Below are 21,773 nucleotides of genomic sequence, written 5' to 3'. Positions count from 1 at the left end.
ATGAAATTAGCGGTTTTTGACTTTGATAGCACGCTTATGAATGGCGAAACCATAGACTTTTTAGCCAAAGAATGTGGCGTAGAAAGCCAAGTAGCGAAAATCACAGCAAGCGCAATGCAAGGTGAAATAGACTTTTATGAGAGTTTAAAAAAGCGCGTAAGCTTGCTAAAAGGACTTCCATTCGCCCGTGCTAAAGAAATTTGTGAGAATCTCCCCCTGCATAATGGCGCGAAACAAATAATCCAAACCCTCCACACAAAAGGCTATAAAGTAGTGTGCTTTAGCGGTGGATTTAGCCTTGCCACAGGGCATTTTGCTAAAGTTTTAGGGTTAGATTCTCACTTTAGTAATATTTTACATAGCAAAAATGACACGCTCAGTGGCGAAGTCGGCGGGGAAATGATGTTTTCTCACTCAAAAGGCGATATGCTCGTGCGCTTGCAAAATCTCCTTGATATATCTCAGCAAGATACGCTATGTGTAGGTGATGGAGCGAATGATTTAAGTATGTTTGCATACTCTGGGACAAAGATTGCCTTTTGTGCCAAAGAGATTCTCAAACAAAATGCGGATATTATCATTGATGAGCCTAATTTGTGTGCTATTGAAAAATTTTTACCATAATACAAATTCCAGCACGCAAAGATAAAGAGCGGTGAAATTTTGCTACAATCACAAAATATAAATCCACAATAAAAGAGCAACAATGAAAAAAGTCTTAATCTCTCCAAGTCTTTTATCAGCAGATTTCTTGCATTTAAGAAAAGAAGTAGAGGCGATATGTGCGACTTCTTGTGATTTTTTGCATATTGATGTAATGGATGGGCATTTCGTGCCAAACCTAACCATTGGTCCGCTTGTGGTTGAGAAAATCGCTAAAGTCGCCACAAAGCCACTTGATATTCATCTAATGACAAACAACACAGAATTTTTTGTAGAACTCTTTGCTCCGCTAAAGCCTGCATTTTTAAGCGTGCATATCGAGGAAGTGCGCCATTTAGATAGACTTGTAGATTCTATAAAGTCGCAAGGAATCGGTGCAGGTGTAGTGCTAAACCCGCACACAAGCCTTGAATCTCTACGCTATATCCTCCCAAAAGTCGATTTAGTGCTCCTAATGAGCGTAAATCCGGGCTTTGGCGGGCAAAAGTGCCTGCCTTATGTCGCTGATAAATTGTGTGATTTAGCCAAAATGCGCGATTCTCTTAATCCAAAATGTCTATTACAAATCGATGGCGGAATCAACGACAAAAACGCTCCCCTCTTTATCCAAAATGGTGCAGATATACTTGTCGCTGGGAGCTATATCTTTGGAAGTAGGGATTATAAAAAGGCTGTGGAGAGCTTAAAATGCCAAAATCAGTAGATTCTAAAAATAAGAGTTAAGAAGCCACAAACCCAAAATCCAAAAGGACAACAATGTATGATGTAACCATACCCGAAGAAGAGCCAAAAAACAAAGTCGCACGGGACTTTTTTGGTTCGTTTGATACAACAGAGCGTCCCAACAATATCGATTTTGTAATCGCACCCAAACGCCAGCACGAGCAAGAAAAACAATATTTTCTCTGGGCAGAAGCAAAAAAGGGCAACAAAAACGACATTTACGCAAGTATCGTGCAGTTAATTCTAACTATTGGCAAGGCGAAATTGCAAGATTTGCTTATGCCACCGCACTTTTTGGGTGCGTTTGATGCGCAAAAAATCGCATTTATCGAGTTTAGCAAAATCGCACATATTTTTAGTCAAAATGATTTTAATTGGAGCGTTACGCCTAGTAACCACGAATCAAAAGAATTTAAGCAACTCTACAAACTCATAGTCAAAACACTTGAATGCGAAAATTTGCTTTTTAGATTCGCATCGCAAAGCGATGAATTGAGAGAATTTATAGAGGATAATTTCACGCTAGATTCACAAGGGACGCAAAAAATCAACATTACAAAAAATAATTTTTTCAACATATATTTAGAGTGGCTTAAGCGCGTAAAACCCACTATTAGTGCAGATTGGGAGGCTGAAAAGCCAGATATTGTGGATAGTGATTTTTATTTGGCGGATTTATTAAGTCGCAATAATTCTACAAAAGAGATTTATGAAAATTTACGGATTTTGTTGCAACACGATTATTATGAAGTCAAGCTAGAAGCGCGAGATTTGAAGCGCACGCAGTTTAGCTTTACTAAATTTGGCTTTACAGATAAGCAAGACGCGCATAAAAACTTTTGGAATATCTATGAGCGTCCGCCAAAAGAGGAATTTTGGGATTATATTATACAACGGCGTGATTTGCTTGTGCCTCAGGACATTAGAGAACGCAAGGGGGCGTTTTTTACCCCGCGTGTGTGGGTAACAAAAGCACAGGAATATTTAGCAGATGCGCTTGGTGAGGATTGGCAAGAGCAGTATTATATTTGGGATTGTGCCGCAGGAACGGGCAATCTGCTCGCAGGATTAACAAATGCGAGAAATATTTATGCCTCCACGCTAGATAGTGCAGATGCGGAAGTGATGCAAGAGCGCAGGCAAAATGGCGCGAATCTACTAGAGAGTCATATTTTTGCTTTTGATTTTCTAAACGATAGCTTTTTTGACAAAGTCGATGAAAAAAGTGGCAAGATTTTAGCAAAATCCAAACTCCCACAATCTTTGCAAAAAATCATCAAAAATGAGCCACAAAAGTTAGTAATTTTTATCAATCCACCATATAGCACAAGTGGCAATGCAAGAACGCAAAGAGGCACAGGCTCACACAAATCTCAAGTATCCAAAGACACAGATACATATTTCAAATATAAAAAACACCTTAGCGCATTAAGCGATGAGCTTTACACGCAATTTTTTATACGAATCTATGAGGAGATTCCAAACTGCATTTTAGGGAGTTTTTCTACGCCAAAATATATTAACTCATACACTTCAACCAAATTCAGGCAAAGATTTCAAGCTAAATTTTTAAAAGGATTTATCGTGCCTGCTTGGACATTTGATAATGTTGCGGGTGAATTTCCTATCGGCTTTTGGGTATGGAATCTAGGCAAAAAGCAGGAAACGAAAAATGCAAAAGTGGATAATTTTAAAGTAAAAGTAGATATTTTCAATGAAAGCAATAAAAAAATTGGTAAAAAAACATTTTATGCAGGGGAAAAATATATCACGGCGTGGTTGCAAAAATTTTATGACAAAGATAATGAATCGCTTGGCATTTTAATGGCAGACGCACCAGATTTTCAACAAAATAACCATATAGCCTTGCAAAGCAAAAAAGGCACGGCACACATAATTTATACGCCAATTACAAAATATAATTTGATTCCATTTTGCGTATATTTTGCCGTGCGACAAGTCATTAGCCCATCGTGGTTAAACAACAAAGACAATTTCTTATACCCAAAAAATAAATGGCAAAAAGATAAAGAATTTTACAATGATTGTTTGGCGTATGCACTATTTGATGAGGGGCAAAACAAAATCACTGCAAAAGATGACATAAATCACTTTATCCCATTTAGCGAGCAAGAAGTCGGTGCAAAAGAAGCGTTTAGAAGTGATTTTATGACGCGATTTATCGAAGGCAAAGTCAAAAATGGGACACTTTGCGATTGTTTTATCCCAAATGAAAAAATTATCTTTTCAAGCGAGGCAAAAGCCGTTTTTAACGCAGGATTAGAGCTATGGCGATATTATCACGCGCAGGCAAAATCTAGCGAAAAATACCTAAATGACGCAAGTTTGTATGACATAAAAGAGTATTTTCAAGGGCGAGCAGAATCTAAAAACGGCAAGCAGGGCAAACTAAATGCAAAAAGTGAAGATTCTCACTATAATGATTTGCTAGCAAACTTGCGCCTAACTCTCAATGATTTAGCCACAAAAATACAGCCAAAAGTCTATGAATACGGCTTTTTAAAGAAATAAATACTACAAATATTAAGTATTTTGAGATTCATCTAGTCTCTATTTGATGACCTTACGGAGATTCTTTGCCATTGATTACAAAGGAATCCAAACAAAATCCATAGGAAAATATGATTTTAGCTATAATTGCGGGGAAACATTAAGGGAGCTAATAGGGCTTTGATTATAGAGAATGCAAATATTGAAACTTTGCGCGTGATTGAGAGATTAAATGGAGTTTAACAAACAATGAAAGACTATAAAATCGCTAAGTATGGCAAGACTAAAATCAGAGATAGTGTAATTGAGAAGCTAGAAAAAGGCGATATTTTGGACGCAAAATATATAAAGACACAAGGGAATGCCACATAGAGCTAGATTTATTGCTCATCTATAAGAAACAAAATGATGTTTTAGTGCTTACTTGTCTGCGTGTGGGCTCACATAGCAAACTATTTTGGATTTAATTTGCACTTATGTGATAATCCCACACCCTTGTTATGAGATTTTACGCCCGTTCGCCTAGCACGATATTATTTGCCTCTTCTAGTCGCTGGAGGTGCTCCCACCGCTCATCTACTTCTTTTTGGAATAGTTCGATAATATGCTCATTTTCTTTTTTAAAGAGATGCTTAAATCGCCCCTGTGCCGCTAGATAATCGCGCACAGGAATGACATTTTTAGGGCGATAAGTGATACGCACTTCACGCCCACCGATGATTTCAAACAGCGGAAACACAAGGCTATCCACCGCCAAATCCGAAGTATCAATCGTCTTGTGTGATTCAAACTTCCACTCTGTCGTGCAGGCACTCATCGCGTTGATAAATGTCGGTCCCTCCGTATCAATCGCTTGCTTGATTTTCTTATTCATATCTTTCCATTTGTTTGGCGCGACTTGCGCGACATAGGGGCTTCCGTGCGCTGCCATCACAAAGAGAATGTCTTTTTTGCGCTCCTTTTTGCCATAGCTCGTGCTTCCCGCAGGCGTGGTAGTCGTGCTAGAGCCAATCGGCGTAGAGCTTGAGCGTTGCCCGCCTGTGTTTGCATACACTTCGTTATCTAAGCAAATATAAGTCATATCGTGCCCGCGCTCAAAGCACCCGCTGATAAATTGAAAGCCAATGTCATAAGTGCTCCCATCGCCACCAAATGCGACAAATTTTGGCTTCTCGCCCTGATATTTGCCCTTTTTTGCCAAAGCGCGATACATTGTCTCTGCACCCGCTGCTGCGGTGCTTCCGTTTTCAAAGCCGATATGAATCCACGGCACATCCCAGCTAGTGTGCGGATACACGGCGGTTGAGACTTCGAGGCAGCCTGTGGAGTTGCCGATTACTAGCGGTCCATCGACAGCATTTAGCACTTCACGGATAATGATGCCGTGTGCGCACCCCGGACAGAGGATATGCGCTCCTTCAAATTTTTCGGCAGATTTGGAAAACTGCTTGAGATTCTTAACTTCTTTTACCATTTTAGCTCCTTTGTTAAATTTTGGTTGCGCTTGTCTTTTTAGCTAAAATCGCGGATTGTGCGCGCTTAGCTTCGGTCATTACCATTTAGGTAACTCCCTCGCTTCGCGCTTCAAAACCACGATTTTATTTCAAAAATACTTCACGCATTTGTTGTTCTTTGGCTTTCGCCTTACACATTTGATTGCTCCTTTTGTTTACTTTTTGTCGCTCCTTTTAAATTCTAGAATTTAAATTCTAATTTGTCATATTGAGCGAAGCGAAATATCTCTGTTTTGATTTGTGATTGAGATACTTCGGTCGCTTGCGCTCCCTCAGTATGACAAAAGATTCTTTTAGATTGCCACGCTCGCTAACGCTCGCTCGCAATGACGAAAATCCACATCTGCCCTAGCACTTTGTGCGGTGGTTTTTGCGATGATTTTGTGGGTTGCGCGAGTGTGTGGCGAGGAGTTACCTAAAGCGGTAATGACGAAGCCACACACGAAGCGAGCGTTAGAATCTAGATTCTAACGCGACTCCCGCAAAAGCACGCAAAAGACACGCACAAAGCTAAAAAAAGCTCATTTTGGGTCCGCGTAGCCCCACAAACTGCTGCACCGCGTGCGTTAATTTGCCCTCCTTTGCATCGTTATGTATTTCAGCCAAAATCTCGCCCAAATCTTTTTGCGTCATATCGCGCTCGCCAAGCCCATAGATATAGTTGCTTAGCACAGGGCGACTTTGCGCACCGCCACTGCCACCGCTCCCAAAGGTTGCGCTATACAATGCCGCGCTTACTTCGTTAAAGAGCGCGCCCATAGCCCCAGCGGGCAGGCTTTTATCAAGGATTGCGATTGCCTTGCAGTGTTTTAGTGCGTTTGCAACCTCAATAAAAGGGAAAGGGCGAAAGACTTTGAGGCTTACTACGCCAGCTTTGATGCCATTTTTGCGGGCGTTTTGTGCTGCTACGCGGGCGGACTCTACCGTCGTGCCAAGCGCGAAAATCGCCACTTCGGCATCTGCTAAATCATAAGTTTCTACGATATTATGCTCCCTGCCTGTGAGGCTAGCAAATTCGCCAAACACGCGCTTTATGACTTCATTTGAGTGCATTAGCGCGTTGTGAAGCTGGGCTTTATGCTCATAGTGCCACTCCTCTTCAGCTTGCGCTCCGTAGGTAACGGGGTGGGCAAAATCAAAAAGCGGATTTTTAGCCTTATACTCGCCGATAAACTCATACGCCTTGCTATCGCTTAGCGGGCGGACATTTTGGGCAGTGTGTGAGCAAAGGAAGCCATCTTGATTGACAATCACAGGGAGGCGCACGCCCATATCCTCGGCAATCTTAAACGCCATAAGATTCAAATCATAGGCATCTTGTGGATTATACGCGCAGAGGTTTATCCAGCCTGCATCGCGTCCTAGATACATATCGCTATGGTCGCCGTGAATGTTTAGAGGTGAGGCAAGGGCGCGATTTACGAGGTTTAGCACGATTGGCAGGCGCATACCAGAGGCTTGATACAGCACCTCTACCATAAGCGCAAAGCCTTGCGAGCTAGTCGCAGTCGCCACGCGCCCGCCCGCTGCTGCTGCGCCCACACACGCGCTCATCGCGGCGTGTTCAGATTCTACGAGCAAAAACTCACCATCAATGTAACCATTGCTTGTGAAAGTCCCATAATTTTGCACGATAGGCGTGGAGGGCGTGATAGGATAGGCTGCGACTACATCGATTTGGGCTTGGCGCATCGCTTGGCAGGCTGCCATATTGCCATCCCACACGACTACTTTATCGAGTTCCATTTCTTTTGGCATATTTTTTCTCCTTTTTGTTGTTTTAGCGATTGAGATTTTTTAGAATCTAGATTCTACATTTTCGCGCTAATTTGACTCGCTAGCGGGCTTTTTTGGCTCTTTAGCTGGCCAGTTCCCTAGCGCGTTTTCATTGCTCTCATTATTATCAAACATTAGCAGGGATTTTGGGTTGGTAGGGCATACGCTCACGCACACACCGCAACCTTTGCAATGCTGATAATCCACGCCACGCATTTTCTCCTCGCGCACCAAAATCGCGGCATCAGGGCAATATACCCAACAATTAAAGCAATTTATGCAAATATCCATATTATGCACGGGCTTATCCACGCGCCAATGCGCCACGCTCGTGCCATAGGAGCTCTCTTTGGTATAGCTTCGCTCGTTATTATGCTCTCTTAGTGCCTCTCTGCCATCTTCGGCGAATGGAAAAAGCACCGAGCCCATTTCTAGTTGCGTCCAATCTTTCATCTACGCCTCCTTGTTGTTGAATTTGTTGTTTAAATTTTAAAATGTGCAAAATCTAGTGGCGATTTTGCGCTGCTTCTTTTTGCTACTCTTGTCGCTACTTTACCGCGTTATACGCCTGCTCAATCGCACTCATATTTGCGTCAATGATATTTTGTGGGAGCTTCTTGCCAAGCACCTTTGTGAAAGCCTTTTTGAAATACTCTAGCTCTAGGCTTTGCGAGATTTTGATAAAAGCCCCTAGCATTGGCGTATTTGGGATAGGCTTGCCGATGGTGTTAAGCGCGATTTTGATACAATCTAGCACATAGAGTTCTTTGCCCGCTAGCTCGGGCTTTTTTGCCACGAGCTCATCTTTGCTTAAATGCGTGGTGATAATGTATTTGGTGCTTGGCTTGTCATTGGCGCAAATATCGGTGATAAAGACGATTCCGGGGTCAATCACAAGCACATAATCTGGTTCCATATATTTTTCGTGGTTTAGGATTGGGCTATCATCGATTCTATCATACGCGCTCATCGCCGCACCACGCTTTGCCGAGCCATATAGCGCAAAGGCTTGGACTTCTTTGCCCGTGCTAGCAAAGACATCTGCTAGCCCTTTTGCACCCGTTACAGCACCCTGCCCAGCGCGAGAATGCCACCTGATTTCTAGCATATTATCTCCTTATTCTTAAAGATTTATAAAAACCTTTTTACTAAAATGACATTATAAATGCCAAAACATAAAAAGTCAAGTAAGAATACTAAGAAAATTAAAAAATATTTAAACTTTTTTATGATTTTATAGAAGTTGCCAGATTCTAGCGTTTGAGGTTAAGTGCCTCTTTGATAAGCTCATCGCCTGTGGTAAAAGCTCTAGCATTCATCGAATATCCGCGCTGCATAACAATCAAATCTGTGAGTGCTTCGCCCACATTGACATTGCTTGTCTCTAACTTTTTATACATAACGGTGCCAAAGCGCAAATTTTGCCCATCCCAACCAAGCAATGGTTTCCCACTTGCGATATGCGCGTCTTCTCCATTGGTAATCTCTGTCATTTCAAAGAGATTATTTCCCACTTTTTTAAGCCCTTGGTCATTGACAAAGGCTGAAACCCCTACACGCCCCATAACTTCGGTTACACCATTAGTAAATGAGAGAAATATAAGCCCATCTTTATCAATACGCAAATTTGCCAAATGCCCGTCATTCTTGCCGTCTTGCTCGGTTTGCAAAATGCTAGATTCCTGATAGGGACGATTTGTGGTTTTTAGATTCTGTGTATTTGCGATGTTATACGCTATCTCGCCACTATCAAAAGGCACAGAAATAGGCTCTGCAATCGCATTCCCTGCTTCATCAAATTCTAATTTATGTGTGATTTGCTCACCTAGTGGGATAAGTCCATCTTTATCAAAAATACGCGTGCGAACCTCCCAAAGCTCATTTTTTGGGTCTTGAGATTCTTTATCTAAAGAGCTTAGCAAATAATAATGACTTTGGAGTAAAAACTTTCTCCCCCCTTCATCAAAAATTTCCACATTGGTTTGATAAGTAGGTGTCTCTAAATACGCACTCTCAAAAATATCTTGGTGCAACATTCTCCAACCCACAGAATCTACTCGAGGGTTGCCCGCACTACCTTGTGTGAGCTTTTGGAATAAATTCCCTTGATGTAAAACAATATCTTTTGGATTATACTCCCTGCCATCCTCATAAGTTTGTGGTAAGTTCATTGTTGATTGAGCGACTTCTTCCCAACCACCCTCATTTGGGCGAGAATTGCCACTAGATTCTATTTTACGATACACTCTGCCCTCGTAATTTACCATTTCATCGACTTTATAGCTTGTATTTTGCTTCCATTCGCCTAAAGCACTTGTGTCCATAATCTCCCAATTCGCAGTATCTTCAAATGGATTAGAATTGCCCTCTTCTCCTATATAGCGCACAGCCACGCCATCTAGATTCAAAATATCGCCATTTTGATACACTTTGTTTGGGCTGTATTCTCTATCAATGCCACTTTTAAAGTTGTCATTGCGCCCAGAGATATGAAGTTTATCTGCTAAACTCCCGCTAATGGTTACACTGCGCGTAGAAAAAGTAGCGTTAAAGACTTTCATTGCGACTTTTGGACCGACACTACCATCAGGCAATCGCTCAATATCAATGCCAAGCCCGCTCTTTTGTAATAAAGCTTCTTGAAGTTCTTTAAAGCTACGAAAGTCCTTACCATAGGCAAACACATAATCTTCATTGCGCCCATTTGTCTTTATACTTACCTTAATGGTATCATACACGCTTGCATTAAGCGGGTCGCCCTCTATGCTTAGGCTGTTAATATCCGCATTCATAAAAGCCTCTTCATCAAACTTTTCATCAGAATCCATATACACTTTGGTTACATTGACTGAATGCGCGCTTTTATTGATATTTAGTGCTAAATCTACCCTTGTAGTAACCACAGGGCGAAAATACAGATTCTGTGGGATTTGGATAGGAGTAAGCGTGCCCGTGCCAAGTTTTACAAAGTCTTCATCAGAACCTTGAGAAGTAGTAAATATTTCATTTTCTATCTTACCTAGATTCACACCATACATATAGTATCCACGCGCATTGACAATGTATCCCTCGCCATCACGCATAAACCCACCATCTCTAGTGAAATAAGTTTTTTGCTTGCTTTCATATCCATCATCAGTAATAGTAAATTCGCCATTCTTATTCTCTCCTACGACAAGCCACCCCTTACCAGAATATGCGACATCAAAATCGCCATCAGTATTTCTATAACTTCCACTTCTTGTCGAAATAGCATTGCTTGCTTTTGTTGTGCCGTAGTTGAAGTCATTGCTCACAGGCGAAGTGGAATTAAGTGTTTCCATTGGCGCGGCAAAAAGACTCTCAAATTGTGGCACATTCTCTCGATAACCTGTGGTATTGACATTGGCAATGTTATTTGCCAGAGAATCCAACCCAAACTGATGTGTCCTAATGCCACTTGATGCGTTGATAAGCGTAGAGTTCATCATAGATTCCTTTAAAATTTAAAGTGTGCTTTGTCGTTCATAAAACTCAATCGCACTTTGAAGTGGCAAAATCATATCGCCCATTCTCATCATTGGCTTGCCCTTATCAAAGATAATGCTTTGCACTTCGCCTCTGCCAACTCTCGCTCCGTGATATTGACTTGTTGCTTGGTCGTAGTTATATTCGGCTCTTACATTGTAGCTCCCTGTTGGAGCTTGCTTACCATTATCACCTAGCCCGTCCCAAACAAACTCTAAATATCCACTTTTGCCATCATAATTACGCAACGGCAAAGTGCGGATAAGTTCGTTTTCTTGGCTATAAATATAAACATTTGGATTGCCTTTTTGTGAATCAATTTTTTCATCAAAAAATATTTGAAATCTCACACTATCACCAGAATCTAACTTCACGCCAAATACATCAGTCTCGGCAATTTTGCCAATCATCGCCACAGAATTAAGCGCGTTTAACCAAGCCATAGATTGAGTGGATTCTGCGTTTGTCTTTATCCCATCTGTAAGTCCTTCTAAAGATTCTTTCATTTTAGCTTGAAATTCTTTTAACTCTTGGTTGGTCTCTTTTGTCGCTTCCATTGCCTTTGCCATTTCTAGCATTGTTTGTTTGTTTTGTTCTTGCATTTCGACTTGAGTGAGCTGGGCGGTCTGAGTGATGATTTTATCCACTTCCATTGGCGCAGTTGGGTCTTGGTTTTTGAGTTGCTCCAAAAAAAGTCGCATAAACGCCTGATTATCAAGCTCATTGATATTTCTTGGATTTTGTTTATTTTTCTCGTTTCGAGCATTCACTCCTGTTATTTCGCCTAAATCAACTGCCATTCTAACTCCTTTTACTTACGCATATCGTGGGATAGTAATCTCCATTACGCTACTCAAGCTATTTTTATTCCCTTGATTTTCCTCTTCACTTCTATCAGCACTTTGTGCGAACTCTTGTGATTGGGAATCTTGCTTAGCATTTTGCTCTCCTTTCCCATCTTGTGGGGTGTTAAAATTCATATCAACATTTTCAAATCCCATTTGGTTTAAATTTGTGCGTAACTCCACTTGATTTTGTGAAAAAAGTGTAATGGCGTTTTGATTAGAGAGCACTTGAAGCACCAAATCCTTACCGCGTTTTGAAATAGTAAGCTCGACTTTGCCTAGATTCTGCGGATGAAGCTCCAATAAAATCCGCGTGATTGGTGGTTTGTAGTTTTTTACTTCATCGCGTATTTGCTGGGCAAAGGTTTTTATGGTTTCTCTAGCAAGCGTTGCGCGCTGAGAAACTTGGGCTTCTTGGCTTGCCTTTACACCTGAATTGGTTTGTTGTGTTTGCTTAGATTCTGTGGTTTTTTCGTTTTGTGTGCTAGAAGATTTTTGTGCGTTGTGCAATGCCTTTTGTTTGCCAAGCTCAAATTCCTCCATAGCTTGCGTGCCCTGCTCCAAACTCTCTAATAAATCATTTTGAAAGTCCTCTTGTATATGCACTTGGGCTTCATTTTTGATTACTTGCAGTGTGCTTTGGGAATCTTTAGAGTTTTGTTTAGAAGAATCACCACCTTGTTGTTTAGAATCTTTGGCATTGCCTGCAAGCCATTGCGCGCCTTTTTGTTCATTTTCAATCCTACTCTCTTTGGGAGTATTGGCAACATCGCGCGTAATGCGAGATTGTGCCCCTTTGTGCGTATTTTGAATGGTTTGTGCCTGCTCGTTTGTGGATTCTGCAAGTTGCTCTATAATGTGCTCTTGGAAATGCTCTTTGAGAGAATCTTGTGCGCTAGATTCGTTGATTTCATTATTTATAAGCGTCTTTGTAGTCTCTGTGGAAATCTTTAGATTCTCGTGTGTTTGCTTAGATTGGCGTGCTTTTGTGTTTGCATTCGACTTGGTTTTGGCATTTTTTGGTGCGTTCGTATCTTCTTGTTTTTGGATTGCTTTTTTTGCTTTAGTGCGTGTGTTTTTTAGCTTTGGCTTAGAATCATCTTGCAACAAATGCGCCAAATCAGGGAGCTCACCTAATTCGCTAGATTGCATAGTGGCTGTTTGTTTAGAGTTTTGAAGCTGTGCTAATTGCTTGGCTGTGAGAGTCTTTTGAGGAAGTGCAATAGCGTTTGCCTCTTGTTGTGTGTGCTTTTGTGCTTGAATTTGATTATTAGCAGTGGGCTTGGCTTTGGCATTTTTTGTGCGTGTAGCCTTTTGCCCAAGCACTTTGGAATCGCTCTTAGATTCCAAAGCGACAAAGTGCTTAGAAAGCATCTCATCTATTATTTTAGAATCTACCTCATCACCACCTAGCGTGATGTGATGATTGCTTAGCGTTACTTTTGAGACTTCATTAGTGGCGTTAGGGTAAATCCTTTAAGCCAAATAACGAACTTAGCGTTGGCGTAGATTCTTCGGTTTTTATACTTTCATAAATACTTGAAATTTTAGTCGTAATATTTTGAGGCTTTTGTGTGCCACGATGGATAACCGCCACATACTCTCCATTATCTAGTTTGTATTGGACTTTATATTTGGCAGATTCTGGGATTACATCTTCACTTGATTCTTTTGCTTTTGATTGCACTATTGGTGCGCTTGCTTCATCTTGGAGTGCCTCGACTTTTGTAGGGTTTAATCCATTGAGTTGTGCGAGATTTCTCACATCTTGAAGTGTTTTGGGACTTTGTGCATTTGCGAGATTCCCCTTTGTAGCACCCAAATCTTTAGAATCTTTTGACGCGCTATCTTTAGTATCCTCGCTTGCTTTTTGCGCTGGACTTTGTGAAGCGTCTTTTTGTTGATTTAGAGCTTGAGAAAGCACTGAAGTCGCCACATTTTGATTGACATTTTTCGCACTTGCTAATTTATGAGAGGAGAGAGAATCTTCAATTACCACTTCATCGCCATCGTCTTTTGCGTTGGCTTTTTGGGCAGTTTTTTTCACTCCTTTTTGCTCTAGCTCCTCACTTTTAGCGTTCTTTGTCCCTTTGCTTTCATCGCCTTTGGCTAAAGTGCTTTTGCTTGCTTCTTCTTTTTTATCGGCATTTTTGGCGTGGATTTCTTTTGAAGTGTGTTCTTTAGAGGTGCTCTCCTGCGCTCCTTTGATATTTGATTCTTTTGCGCTAAATTCATTTTGTGTTTCTTTTAAAAAATTACTAAAATTGCTATCTTGACTCTTTGTGTTAGGTTTTTTGCCAACCTCAAATGGAACGATATTTTGTGATTGTGTGATTTCTTCTACCATTTTGCACCTCATATTCTTTGAACTTAAGTTGAGAGGTTTGAAGCAAAAAACATTCCTAATAAATCATAGCACCCACACGCTACAATAGCGATAAAACAACGACTGATGAGATTTTACACAATATATGGGGGTTGTAACTTTTTATGAAAATGATTTGTTGGTCCATTTCCTTTACCAAGCGCGAGAGAATGTAAAATCGCATTATACACATACTCTTTTGCTTGCTTGATAGAATCTAACACGCTGTTGCCAAGTGCTAAATTGCTAGCAATCGCGCTAGATAGCGTGCAACCCGTGCCGTGTGTGTTTTTTGTTTCTATTCTCTCACAAGGCAGGATAAAAAACTCCCTCCCATCAAAAAACACATCATCACTACGCACACTTAGATTTCCTTGTGTGGCGGATTGTGTATTACTTGATTCCAATGTGAGCGCGATAGTATGCGTCTTAATAGAGCTAATCTCTCCATTCATATCACTACTTTTATGGTTTATGCCACTATCATTATAATGCCCGCCTTTTAACAAGACGGATTTCGCGCCTTTTTTATGCAGAGCAAATGCGGCGCGCTTCATATCATCGAGATTTTGTATCGCAAAGCCACAAAGTGCCTGTGCTTCAGGGATATTTGGTGTAAGCACATCAGCAAATCTCAACATTGTTTGTCCATAAAATTCACAAATCTCGCTAGGCATTAGCGCGAATCCATTTTTAGCAAACATCACAGGGTCAATAACGCAGTTTTTAGGCGCATATCGCTCTAAATTCTCTTTGACGCATTGTATGATTTCCTTAGAGCCAAGCATTCCAATTTTTATAGCCTTTGGTGGAATGTCCTCAAAAATCGCCTCAAACTGCTCATCAATGTATTGTCGTGGCACATCAAAGCTCGAAATCACACGAGCAGTGTTTTCAGCCACCACACTTAATACCACGCTCATACCAAATAATCCGTGCGCGCTAAAAGTCTTTAAATCCGCTTGCAATCCAGCTCCACCACTACAATCACTCCCCGCTATGGTAAGTATAGGTGTGGCTTTTGTTGTTTTCGCCTGCATTGTATGCCTTTGTCTAAATTTTTAACATTTTTAAGAATCTAAAGTCTTAATGTTGTGTTTCAAATATCCATAGATTCTCAAAAAGCGCGATTCTAACACAAGTTTTAATTTTTTTTGCATTTTTAAGTCTTTTTTAATGCAAAGCGCGTTATAATCAGTGCTTTTATTTTTGTCGGGGCGTAGCGCAGTCTGGTTAGCGCACTTGGTTTGGGACCAAGGGGTCGAAGGTTCGAATCCTTTCGCCCCGACCACTTATGGAGATTCTTATATTGTTGATGGTGGGTGTAGCTCAGTTGGTTAGAGCATCAGTTTGTGGCACTGAGGGTCGTGGGTTCGAGCCCCATCACCCACCCCATTACATAATTTATAAGCAAACATTGGTAATTTAGTGGCGTTCGTAGCTCAATTGGATAGAGCATCAGACTTCGGATCTGAGGGTTGGGGGTTCGACTCCCTCCGAGCGCACCACTTAACTTCAAAAGCACAAATGCAAAACTTGCGCCTATAGCTCAGCTGGATAGAGCAACGGCCTTCTAAGCCGTAGGTCAGAGGTTCGAATCCTCTTGGGCGCGCCACTTATTGTTGTATTTGGTTACTCTTTAAGCCCCTTAAAATCCCATAAACCTAAAGAAAAGCGAAAAATACTGCGAAAATTTTGACGATTTTTGGCTATAATCGCTAAGTTGTAATCTTAAAGTAGAGGATTTTATATAGTATGGATACTTTTTCACCACAGGCAGTTTTTATTTTAGTAAGTTTTTTTGCGACGGTCTTATTTGCCGTAGTGGCGTTATTTTATGCCTTTGGTCCAACCCCCAAGCCTCCTCCCCCAGAGCCAGAACCACCAACCCCAACATCAATGATGAATGAGATTATGCGTGTGTTGGATAATCAAAAAAGCTCTATTGTAGAATTAAGCCAAGCTGTAGATGATTTTTTCAAACATTACGATGATTTGGAGCTTTCTGATTACAAGAAAAAGGCGTTTTTCTTTGCGCTTATCATTCATCAAAATGTAACCCCAGAGCTTATTTTAAAAGTAGATGAAGATTTAAAAGCTGCGAATCCTCATATGCTTTCTGAGCTTAATAAGGTGCTTACACGCGGACTTGATAACCGCGATATGAAAAGCAAACGAATATAGAATCTAAAGGACAAAAATGCAAAAAAAAAGCGGGCAAGATTCACAACAAACCACACAAAACATAGGAGAAACATCTTCGCCCAAACACATTGATGACAAAATAGCACAAAGCCCACAGACTAAAGCACTCACAACCATTAGCTTGCGCCAACAAGTCAATAAATTGCTCAAAGATGGCTTTAAACTCTTTAGACATAAAAATTATGGGCGGGCATATAATTATTTTGAGCGGGCATTTTTGCTCGCTCCACAAAACAAAGAAGCAAAAATAGGGCTTTTCCTCACAGAGCACGCTAAAGATTACCCAGATAGCGCGCATACGACCTATGAGTTTTACCAGCATTTGCTCTCTTCAGGGACTTCTAGGCTCAAATCACAAAAACAGATTCTAAAAATTATTCAATCAATGGACGAGGCGACTTTAGTGCTTTCAAACAATTTCAAAAACACTGATAGCAAAAAAACGCAAAGTTTAGATGGCGTTTTATATGGTGATTTTTTGGAAGCCGTGAGCACTCGCGGGAGCTTTAAAGAGGCATTTGAAGATATTATGTTTAGTAGCAAGTTGATTTTTACCAAAAAAAAGGATTTTTATCATTTCTTACATCAGCTTATTGATAATGGCTTTGCTGAAATTGGACTTGAATACGCTTATAGCCTAGAGGCGCAAGATTATGACGCAGAAATTGAAAAAATCATCAAAAAGGCAATTTCGTATGCGCCTAACAAAAAAACTAAGCTACCATAACCACGATTTTAGCGCAATCACTGATGACAATCGGTGTGCAGATTCTCAAACGCTCCTTGTCAAAACAGCGCAAAATGCCAAATATTGCGACAAAATACAATCCCCATCTATTGAGGCAAAGGATTTGCCCGAAATTTTTGCCTTGCCAAAGCATATTGTAGGTATCACAGGGACAAATGGCAAAACCACCACCGCAGCGTGTATTTACTCTATCTTGCTTGATTTGGGTTATAAGGTGGCATTGCTTGGCACACGAGGATTTTTTATAAATGGCGAGGAAATTAAGCCAAAAGGGCTTACTACACCACCTGTGCTTGAGCTATATGAGAATTTTGAGCGCGCACAAGATTGTGATTACTTCATAATGGAAGTAAGTTCGCACGCCATCGCGCAAGAGCGCATTGCGGGCGTGGATTTTGCCTTAAAGATTCTCACTAACATAACAAGCGACCATTTGGACTTCCACGGCAATGTGGAGGAATATGTGCGCGTGAAAAATAGCTTTTTTACTAATGATACGCTAAAACTCATCAATGCCGATGAAAAGCAAGCCACATATAATCAACAAAATGCCCTTAGCTACGGCATAGAATCTCCAGCTAATATGAATGTCCGTGCATATAGCCTTAAATATGGCATTTGCGCGCATATTGCGTGGAATGAAAGCACACCCACAACGCCACAACCCCAAGAATCCACAATGCACTCAAATCTCTATGGCAAATATAATCTCTACAATCTCCTTTGTGCCGTAAGCGCGTGCAAGATTCTCACCAATGCCACTCTTGATGAAATTTGTGAAAAGCTAAAACATTTCGGTGGGGTAAGCGGAAGAATGGAAATCATTAGTCAAAATCCTCTTGTAATCGTTGATTTCGCGCATACTCACGATGGAATGAAGCAGATTTTTGAAGCCTTTATGCACCATAAAATTGTAGTGCTCTTTGGCGCAGGAGGAGATAGAGATATGAGCAAGCGCGCGAAAATGGGCGCAGTAGCACAGCAATACGCACAAAGAATCTATCTCACAAGCGATAATCCACGCAATGAAAACCCAGATTCCATTATCGCTATGATTTTAGAGGGTATTAGCGAGCGTAGCAAGACCATTATAGAATCAAACCGACAAAAAGCCATAGAGCTTGCCCTGCGTGATTTAGCCAGCGATGAAGTGTTGCTTGTGCTTGGCAAAGGCGATGAAACCTATCAAATTATCGGTGAGAAAAAAATTCCTTTTGATGATAGAGAAATTATCCGCGAGATTCTTAAACGCACTTCACAAACAAACCAACAAGAATAAATAGCAATGCTTTACTTTAGTGATGAAGAGTTGCGTGATTTATTACATCAAGATGTGCCATACCTTGATAATACGAGCTTTGGGTTAAACATTAGTGGCGATGCGCACTTGGAGTTTTTCCCTAAAAATGAGGAAATTATCCTTTGTGGCATCGATGAGTGCAAAAGGCTAGCCCAGCTTGAGAATCTGCAATACATAACTCACGCAACCAATGGGGATTGCATCGCACCAAAAGAGGTATTTCTCACCTTGTGGGGCAATGCACAAAGATTATTGAGCGCGCAAAAGACATTGCAAAATATCTTAGAATACGCAAGCTCAGTAGCCACCTATACGCACAAAATGCTTAGTCTAGCAAGGGGAAAAAATCCACATATCGCCCTAACTTGGCACACGAAAAACAATGCCTTTTGCTAAAAAACTTTTATTAAAGGCTTTAGTAAGCGGTGGTGGATTGCCACATAGATTGGGATTAAGCGATAGTATCTTACTTTTTAAAGAGCATCGTTTGCTTTGCAAAAATATTCAAAATGATTTTAAACGACTAAAAAATACTTTCAAAGAGCACAAAATTATCGTTGAAGTTGAAACACTTAAAGAAGCACAGGAGTTTGCGCTTTTGGGCGCAGATATTTTGCAATGCGAGCGATTAAGTGCCAAAGAGTTAAGCCGTGTCGTCAAAGAGATAAAGACGCGCTTTCCACACATTTTACTCTCCGCTACGGGAGGGATACATATCAAAAATGTGGAGGAGTTTGCAAGCAGTGGAGTAGATATGATAGTGAGCACTGCTATGTATCGTGCTCCAATCTGTGATGTCAAAGCACAATTTCACAAAGATTAACGCATCTTGCTTAGAATCTTAATATCGTTGCATTACGGCAAGAGCTTGCTGTGTGTTGATTGCCCCTCCACTCCATAGCTCAAAACTTAGTGCGGCTTGATTGATAAGCATATTTTTACCATCTTGGACTGCTAACCCCAAATCTTGCGCTGTGCGCAAAAATGGTGTCCTTACCCCATAAATCAAATCAAAAGCAAAACGCGCACGAGCAAAAAGCGAGGTCAAAAGCGCGGAATCTAACGGGAGATTCTCATCGTTTAGCCCTGCTGGCGTGGTGTTTATGATTATATCAAAGGAGTTTTGACAATTTTTGAGTTGTGTGAATTCTACACACGCAAAGCCATTTTGCAAAAATTCCTCCAAACGCGCAGAAGAACGATTATAAATCGTTGGTGTAATGCCATTTTGCCTTAATGCAAATGCTACCGCCTTTGCAGAGCCACCAGCCCCTAAAATAAGTGCATTTGAAATTTTAGCCGACCAATCCTGCAAGCACATAAAAAAGCCTTGCGCATCGGTGTTATACCCTATCACTGCATTGTTTTCAAGCACCCAAGTATTGATTGCGCCAATCTCTTGCCCAATGCCACGCACCTCATCAGCTTGCAAAAATGCACTTTGCTTAAATGGCACCGTGATATTTGCCCCACTTAAACCAAGCTCTAAAAAACTCGCATACAAACAATCTTTGCTCTTAGATTCTAAAACCTTATCACTTGCAAACGCCAATGGCAACAAAACGCGTCCATAAAAAGCATCTATATCATAAAATCTAAATGTCGCATTATGTAAAAGAGGGGATTTTGAATGTGCTATTGGATTACCAAAGACGCAAAACTGCCGCATAAGTTTCTTAAATTTTTCTGATAGCTCGAGATACGATATAAGCCTTTCTCCCGCTATCAAGTATAATAGTAGCCCAACCATCACTAAGAGCACTCACTCTCACCGTCTGTCCTAACGAAAGAGACGCTATGATAGGCGCATCTGTGTTTGGAGCGGAGCGGACATTCACCCTATTAGCCAGCACTTCATAAACATTAGAATCACTAGAGATTTCTGTCCCTTGTGTAGGTTGTGCTGGAGTTGCTTGTGCTTGCTGTGCTCCACTCTCAGCCACCCTCACTAAACGCTTAGCAATGTAGCCACCAATAGGCTCTTTTATCCTAAACCACTCATCATCAAAGGAGGCTACCTCTATCCTCTTGCCCGAACTTAAAGCAGTGATAGGTGGGCTTTGTGTGCTTGGAGCAGAGCGCACCACAGCCGTTGGCACTTGCACAGACGCATATACATATTCCGTAGATTCTTGTTGTTTTTGTTCATCATTTTGCTTAGTTTGGTTGCTAGATTCACTAACATTAAAAGGCTGCTCAACTGCTTGAGTGGGCTCAATGGGCTTAGGAGTTTCTGCTTGAGCAAGCTCTCTAGCAATCTCTTGTGGCTCTTGGGGATTAGGAGTGCTAGTAGGAGTAGAGGCAATGGGAGATTCTTGATTTGGAGGTGATTGCGTGCTAGAACCACGCTTAATCCCTAAAAAAGCAAGCAAGGAATCCATAGGGTCTTGCGTCTGTTGTAAATTATCGTGGTGCAACCGCTGTGTCTTTGGCAATATATCATTTTTGATACCAAGAAATACAAAGAAATACACACCCATCGCCACAATAATAATTAAAATTGGGATAAAGTAGATTCTTAGTAATTTAAATCTCAATGGTTTCTCTCCATATCGTTTTTTTTTTTTTGTTATTTTAGCTAAATTTTACCTGAATTTTACCACTTTTTTGTATAACTTCACCAATTTCATAACCACCGCTTTTGGTAATTACCTCATCTGCGTGTTTTTTATCGACAATAAGCACCATTCCAACACCCATATTAAATACGCGCAGTGCCTCTTGCTCCTCAACCTGAGATTGTAGCAATGCAAAAATCGGTAATTTTTGTGTTAATTTTAACAATGCTGTTTTGTTAATTTTTGCACAAAGCTCTGAATCTAGCACACGCGGAAGATTCTCTATAATGCCACCGCCCGTTATATGTGCTAGGGCTTTGATTTTAGTGCGCAGGGAGTGAAAAATTGGGACATAAATCTTTGTAGGCTCAAGGAGGATCTCCCCAATCGTGCGACCTTCAAATGGTGTGTCAAAGTGCATTTGAAGATTCTCAAAAATCACTTTTCGCGCCAAAGAATATCCATTTGAGTGCAATCCACTTGAAGCAAGCGCGATTATCACATCGCCACTTGCCACTTTTGGATTATGTTGTAACTCCCCTTTTTCTGCTACCCCCACAGCAAAGCCAGCCAAGTCAAAGTCCTTGCCCTGATACATTGATGGCATTTCGGCACTCTCTCCACCAATAAGTGCGCACTGCGCCATTTTACACCCCGTTGCAATCCCACTAATGACTTCCAACGCGCTTTTTTTATTAAGTTTGCCTGTGGCATAATAATCAAGGAAAAAAAGTGGTGTGGCAAAATTACAAATCAAATCATTCACACACATCGCGACCAAGTCAATTCCAATGCTATCAAGTTTCCCACTATCAATAGCAAGGCGAAGTTTTGTCCCCACACCATCAGTTGCGCCAAATAAAATTGGCTCTTTATATCCGCTAGGCAAAGCATACGCGCCAGCAAATGAGCCTATCCCGCCGATAACATTGCTATTAAAAGTGCTTTTAGCAATAGGTTTAATGCCATCTACAAGGGCATTCCCCTCATCAATATTAACCCCACTTTCTTTGTAGGTAGCTTTTTTCATTCTATATCCTTCACGCTAAAGTGTGTAT

General features: G+C 41.0%; 23 protein-coding genes and 4 tRNA genes. 14 read left to right on the top strand and 13 right to left on the bottom strand.

Going from position 1 to position 21,773, the window contains the following annotated elements:
- From serB to ACWIWK_RS03950, 5 genes are all read left to right on the top strand, one after another.
- On the top strand, positions 1-624 hold the full coding sequence (gene serB / locus ACWIWK_RS03970) for a phosphoserine phosphatase SerB (protein ID WP_454151040.1): 624 nt from the start codon (positions 1-3) through the stop codon (positions 622-624).
- A gap of 82 nt (positions 625-706) precedes the next feature.
- The gene (rpe, locus tag ACWIWK_RS03965) at positions 707-1,366 is read left to right on the top strand and encodes a ribulose-phosphate 3-epimerase (protein WP_454151038.1); all 660 of its coding nucleotides are present in this window, start codon (positions 707-709) and stop codon (positions 1,364-1,366) included.
- Positions 1,367-1,419: 53 nt separating this feature from the next.
- Positions 1,420-3,918 carry a hypothetical protein gene (locus tag ACWIWK_RS03960; protein ID WP_454151036.1) on the top strand — a complete coding sequence of 833 codons (2,499 nt, stop codon included), beginning with the start codon at positions 1,420-1,422 and terminating at the stop codon, positions 3,916-3,918.
- A 228-nt stretch (positions 3,919-4,146) separates the two neighbouring features.
- Positions 4,147-4,269 (top strand): hypothetical protein, encoded by a 123-nt coding sequence (locus ACWIWK_RS03955; RefSeq protein ID WP_454151034.1) that lies wholly within the window; start codon positions 4,147-4,149, stop codon positions 4,267-4,269.
- A gap of 11 nt (positions 4,270-4,280) precedes the next feature.
- Entirely contained in the window at positions 4,281-4,364 is an 84-nt protein-coding gene (locus ACWIWK_RS03950; RefSeq protein WP_454152024.1) for a hypothetical protein, read from the top strand.
- 41 nt (positions 4,365-4,405) lie between these two features.
- Here ACWIWK_RS03950 and ACWIWK_RS03945 read toward each other — a convergent pair whose 3' ends face one another.
- The 10 genes from ACWIWK_RS03945 to thiD all read right to left on the bottom strand — a co-directional run bounded on the left by ACWIWK_RS03945 (position 4,406) and on the right by thiD (position 14,944).
- Complete coding sequence (locus ACWIWK_RS03945) at positions 4,406-5,371, bottom strand: thiamine pyrophosphate-dependent enzyme (protein WP_454151032.1); 966 nt, start codon at positions 5,369-5,371, stop codon at positions 4,406-4,408.
- Positions 5,372-5,704: 333 nt separating this feature from the next.
- The gene (locus ACWIWK_RS03940) at positions 5,705-5,854 is read right to left on the bottom strand and encodes a hypothetical protein (protein ID WP_454151031.1); all 150 of its coding nucleotides are present in this window, start codon (positions 5,852-5,854) and stop codon (positions 5,705-5,707) included.
- Positions 5,855-5,921: 67 nt separating this feature from the next.
- Positions 5,922-7,169 carry a 2-oxoacid:ferredoxin oxidoreductase subunit alpha gene (locus ACWIWK_RS03935; protein ID WP_454151029.1) on the bottom strand — a complete coding sequence of 416 codons (1,248 nt, stop codon included), beginning with the start codon at positions 7,167-7,169 and terminating at the stop codon, positions 5,922-5,924.
- Between the two features lie 66 nt (positions 7,170-7,235).
- A complete protein-coding gene (locus ACWIWK_RS03930; protein ID WP_454151027.1) occupies positions 7,236-7,640 on the bottom strand; it encodes a 4Fe-4S dicluster-binding protein in 405 nt (134 codons plus the stop codon).
- Between the two features lie 94 nt (positions 7,641-7,734).
- A complete protein-coding gene (locus ACWIWK_RS03925; protein WP_454151025.1) occupies positions 7,735-8,295 on the bottom strand; it encodes a pyruvate flavodoxin oxidoreductase subunit gamma in 561 nt (186 codons plus the stop codon).
- 145 nt (positions 8,296-8,440) lie between these two features.
- Positions 8,441-10,654 carry a flagellar hook-basal body complex protein gene (locus ACWIWK_RS03920; protein ID WP_454151023.1) on the bottom strand — a complete coding sequence of 738 codons (2,214 nt, stop codon included), beginning with the start codon at positions 10,652-10,654 and terminating at the stop codon, positions 8,441-8,443.
- Between the two features lie 18 nt (positions 10,655-10,672).
- Entirely contained in the window at positions 10,673-11,494 is an 822-nt protein-coding gene (flgD, locus tag ACWIWK_RS03915) for a flagellar hook assembly protein FlgD (RefSeq protein ID WP_454151021.1), read from the bottom strand.
- Positions 11,495-11,509: 15 nt separating this feature from the next.
- Positions 11,510-12,913 (bottom strand): flagellar hook-length control protein FliK, encoded by a 1,404-nt coding sequence (gene fliK, locus ACWIWK_RS03910; protein ID WP_454151019.1) that lies wholly within the window; start codon positions 12,911-12,913, stop codon positions 11,510-11,512.
- 88 nt (positions 12,914-13,001) lie between these two features.
- A complete protein-coding gene (locus ACWIWK_RS03905; protein ID WP_454151018.1) occupies positions 13,002-13,886 on the bottom strand; it encodes a hypothetical protein in 885 nt (294 codons plus the stop codon).
- A 113-nt stretch (positions 13,887-13,999) separates the two neighbouring features.
- Positions 14,000-14,944: a bifunctional hydroxymethylpyrimidine kinase/phosphomethylpyrimidine kinase gene (gene thiD / locus ACWIWK_RS03900; RefSeq protein ID WP_454151016.1), complete on the bottom strand. Its 945-nt coding sequence runs from the start codon at positions 14,942-14,944 to the stop codon at positions 14,000-14,002.
- 173 nt (positions 14,945-15,117) lie between these two features.
- Here thiD and ACWIWK_RS03895 point away from each other — a divergent pair.
- From ACWIWK_RS03895 to ACWIWK_RS03855, 9 genes are all read left to right on the top strand, one after another.
- A tRNA-Pro gene (locus tag ACWIWK_RS03895) sits at positions 15,118-15,195 on the top strand.
- A gap of 27 nt (positions 15,196-15,222) precedes the next feature.
- Positions 15,223-15,299 (top strand) — tRNA-His (locus ACWIWK_RS03890).
- Between the two features lie 36 nt (positions 15,300-15,335).
- Positions 15,336-15,412, top strand: a tRNA-Arg gene (locus tag ACWIWK_RS03885).
- A 30-nt stretch (positions 15,413-15,442) separates the two neighbouring features.
- Positions 15,443-15,519: transfer RNA gene (locus ACWIWK_RS03880), tRNA-Arg, on the top strand.
- Positions 15,520-15,659: 140 nt separating this feature from the next.
- Positions 15,660-16,088 (top strand): hypothetical protein, encoded by a 429-nt coding sequence (locus ACWIWK_RS03875; RefSeq protein WP_454151015.1) that lies wholly within the window; start codon positions 15,660-15,662, stop codon positions 16,086-16,088.
- 16 nt (positions 16,089-16,104) lie between these two features.
- Positions 16,105-16,836 carry a hypothetical protein gene (locus ACWIWK_RS03870; RefSeq protein WP_454151013.1) on the top strand — a complete coding sequence of 244 codons (732 nt, stop codon included), beginning with the start codon at positions 16,105-16,107 and terminating at the stop codon, positions 16,834-16,836.
- Positions 16,805-18,136 (top strand): UDP-N-acetylmuramoyl-L-alanyl-D-glutamate--2,6-diaminopimelate ligase, encoded by a 1,332-nt coding sequence (locus ACWIWK_RS03865; RefSeq protein WP_454151011.1) that lies wholly within the window; start codon positions 16,805-16,807, stop codon positions 18,134-18,136. The genes ACWIWK_RS03870 and ACWIWK_RS03865 overlap by 32 nt, the downstream gene beginning before the upstream one ends.
- Before the next feature lie 6 nt (positions 18,137-18,142).
- Positions 18,143-18,553: a hypothetical protein gene (locus tag ACWIWK_RS03860; protein WP_454151009.1), complete on the top strand. Its 411-nt coding sequence runs from the start codon at positions 18,143-18,145 to the stop codon at positions 18,551-18,553.
- Positions 18,540-18,980 carry a hypothetical protein gene (locus ACWIWK_RS03855; protein WP_454151007.1) on the top strand — a complete coding sequence of 147 codons (441 nt, stop codon included), beginning with the start codon at positions 18,540-18,542 and terminating at the stop codon, positions 18,978-18,980. The genes ACWIWK_RS03860 and ACWIWK_RS03855 overlap by 14 nt, the downstream gene beginning before the upstream one ends.
- Before the next feature lie 18 nt (positions 18,981-18,998).
- Here ACWIWK_RS03855 and ACWIWK_RS03850 read toward each other — a convergent pair whose 3' ends face one another.
- Genes ACWIWK_RS03850 through purM form a run of 3 tightly spaced genes read right to left on the bottom strand, consistent with a single transcriptional unit; the run spans position 18,999 to position 21,745 of the window.
- Positions 18,999-19,826, bottom strand: a complete 828-nt coding sequence (locus ACWIWK_RS03850; RefSeq protein ID WP_454151006.1) for a shikimate dehydrogenase — start codon at positions 19,824-19,826, stop codon at positions 18,999-19,001.
- A 7-nt stretch (positions 19,827-19,833) separates the two neighbouring features.
- Complete coding sequence (locus tag ACWIWK_RS03845; RefSeq protein ID WP_454151004.1) at positions 19,834-20,694, bottom strand: SH3 domain-containing protein; 861 nt, start codon at positions 20,692-20,694, stop codon at positions 19,834-19,836.
- A gap of 37 nt (positions 20,695-20,731) precedes the next feature.
- A complete protein-coding gene (gene purM, locus ACWIWK_RS03840) occupies positions 20,732-21,745 on the bottom strand; it encodes a phosphoribosylformylglycinamidine cyclo-ligase (protein WP_454151002.1) in 1,014 nt (337 codons plus the stop codon).
- Positions 21,746-21,773 lie beyond the last annotated feature (28 nt).

The organism is Helicobacter sp. 23-1048 (assembly GCF_053654545.1).
This window is presented reverse-complemented; position numbering and strand designations above follow the sequence as displayed.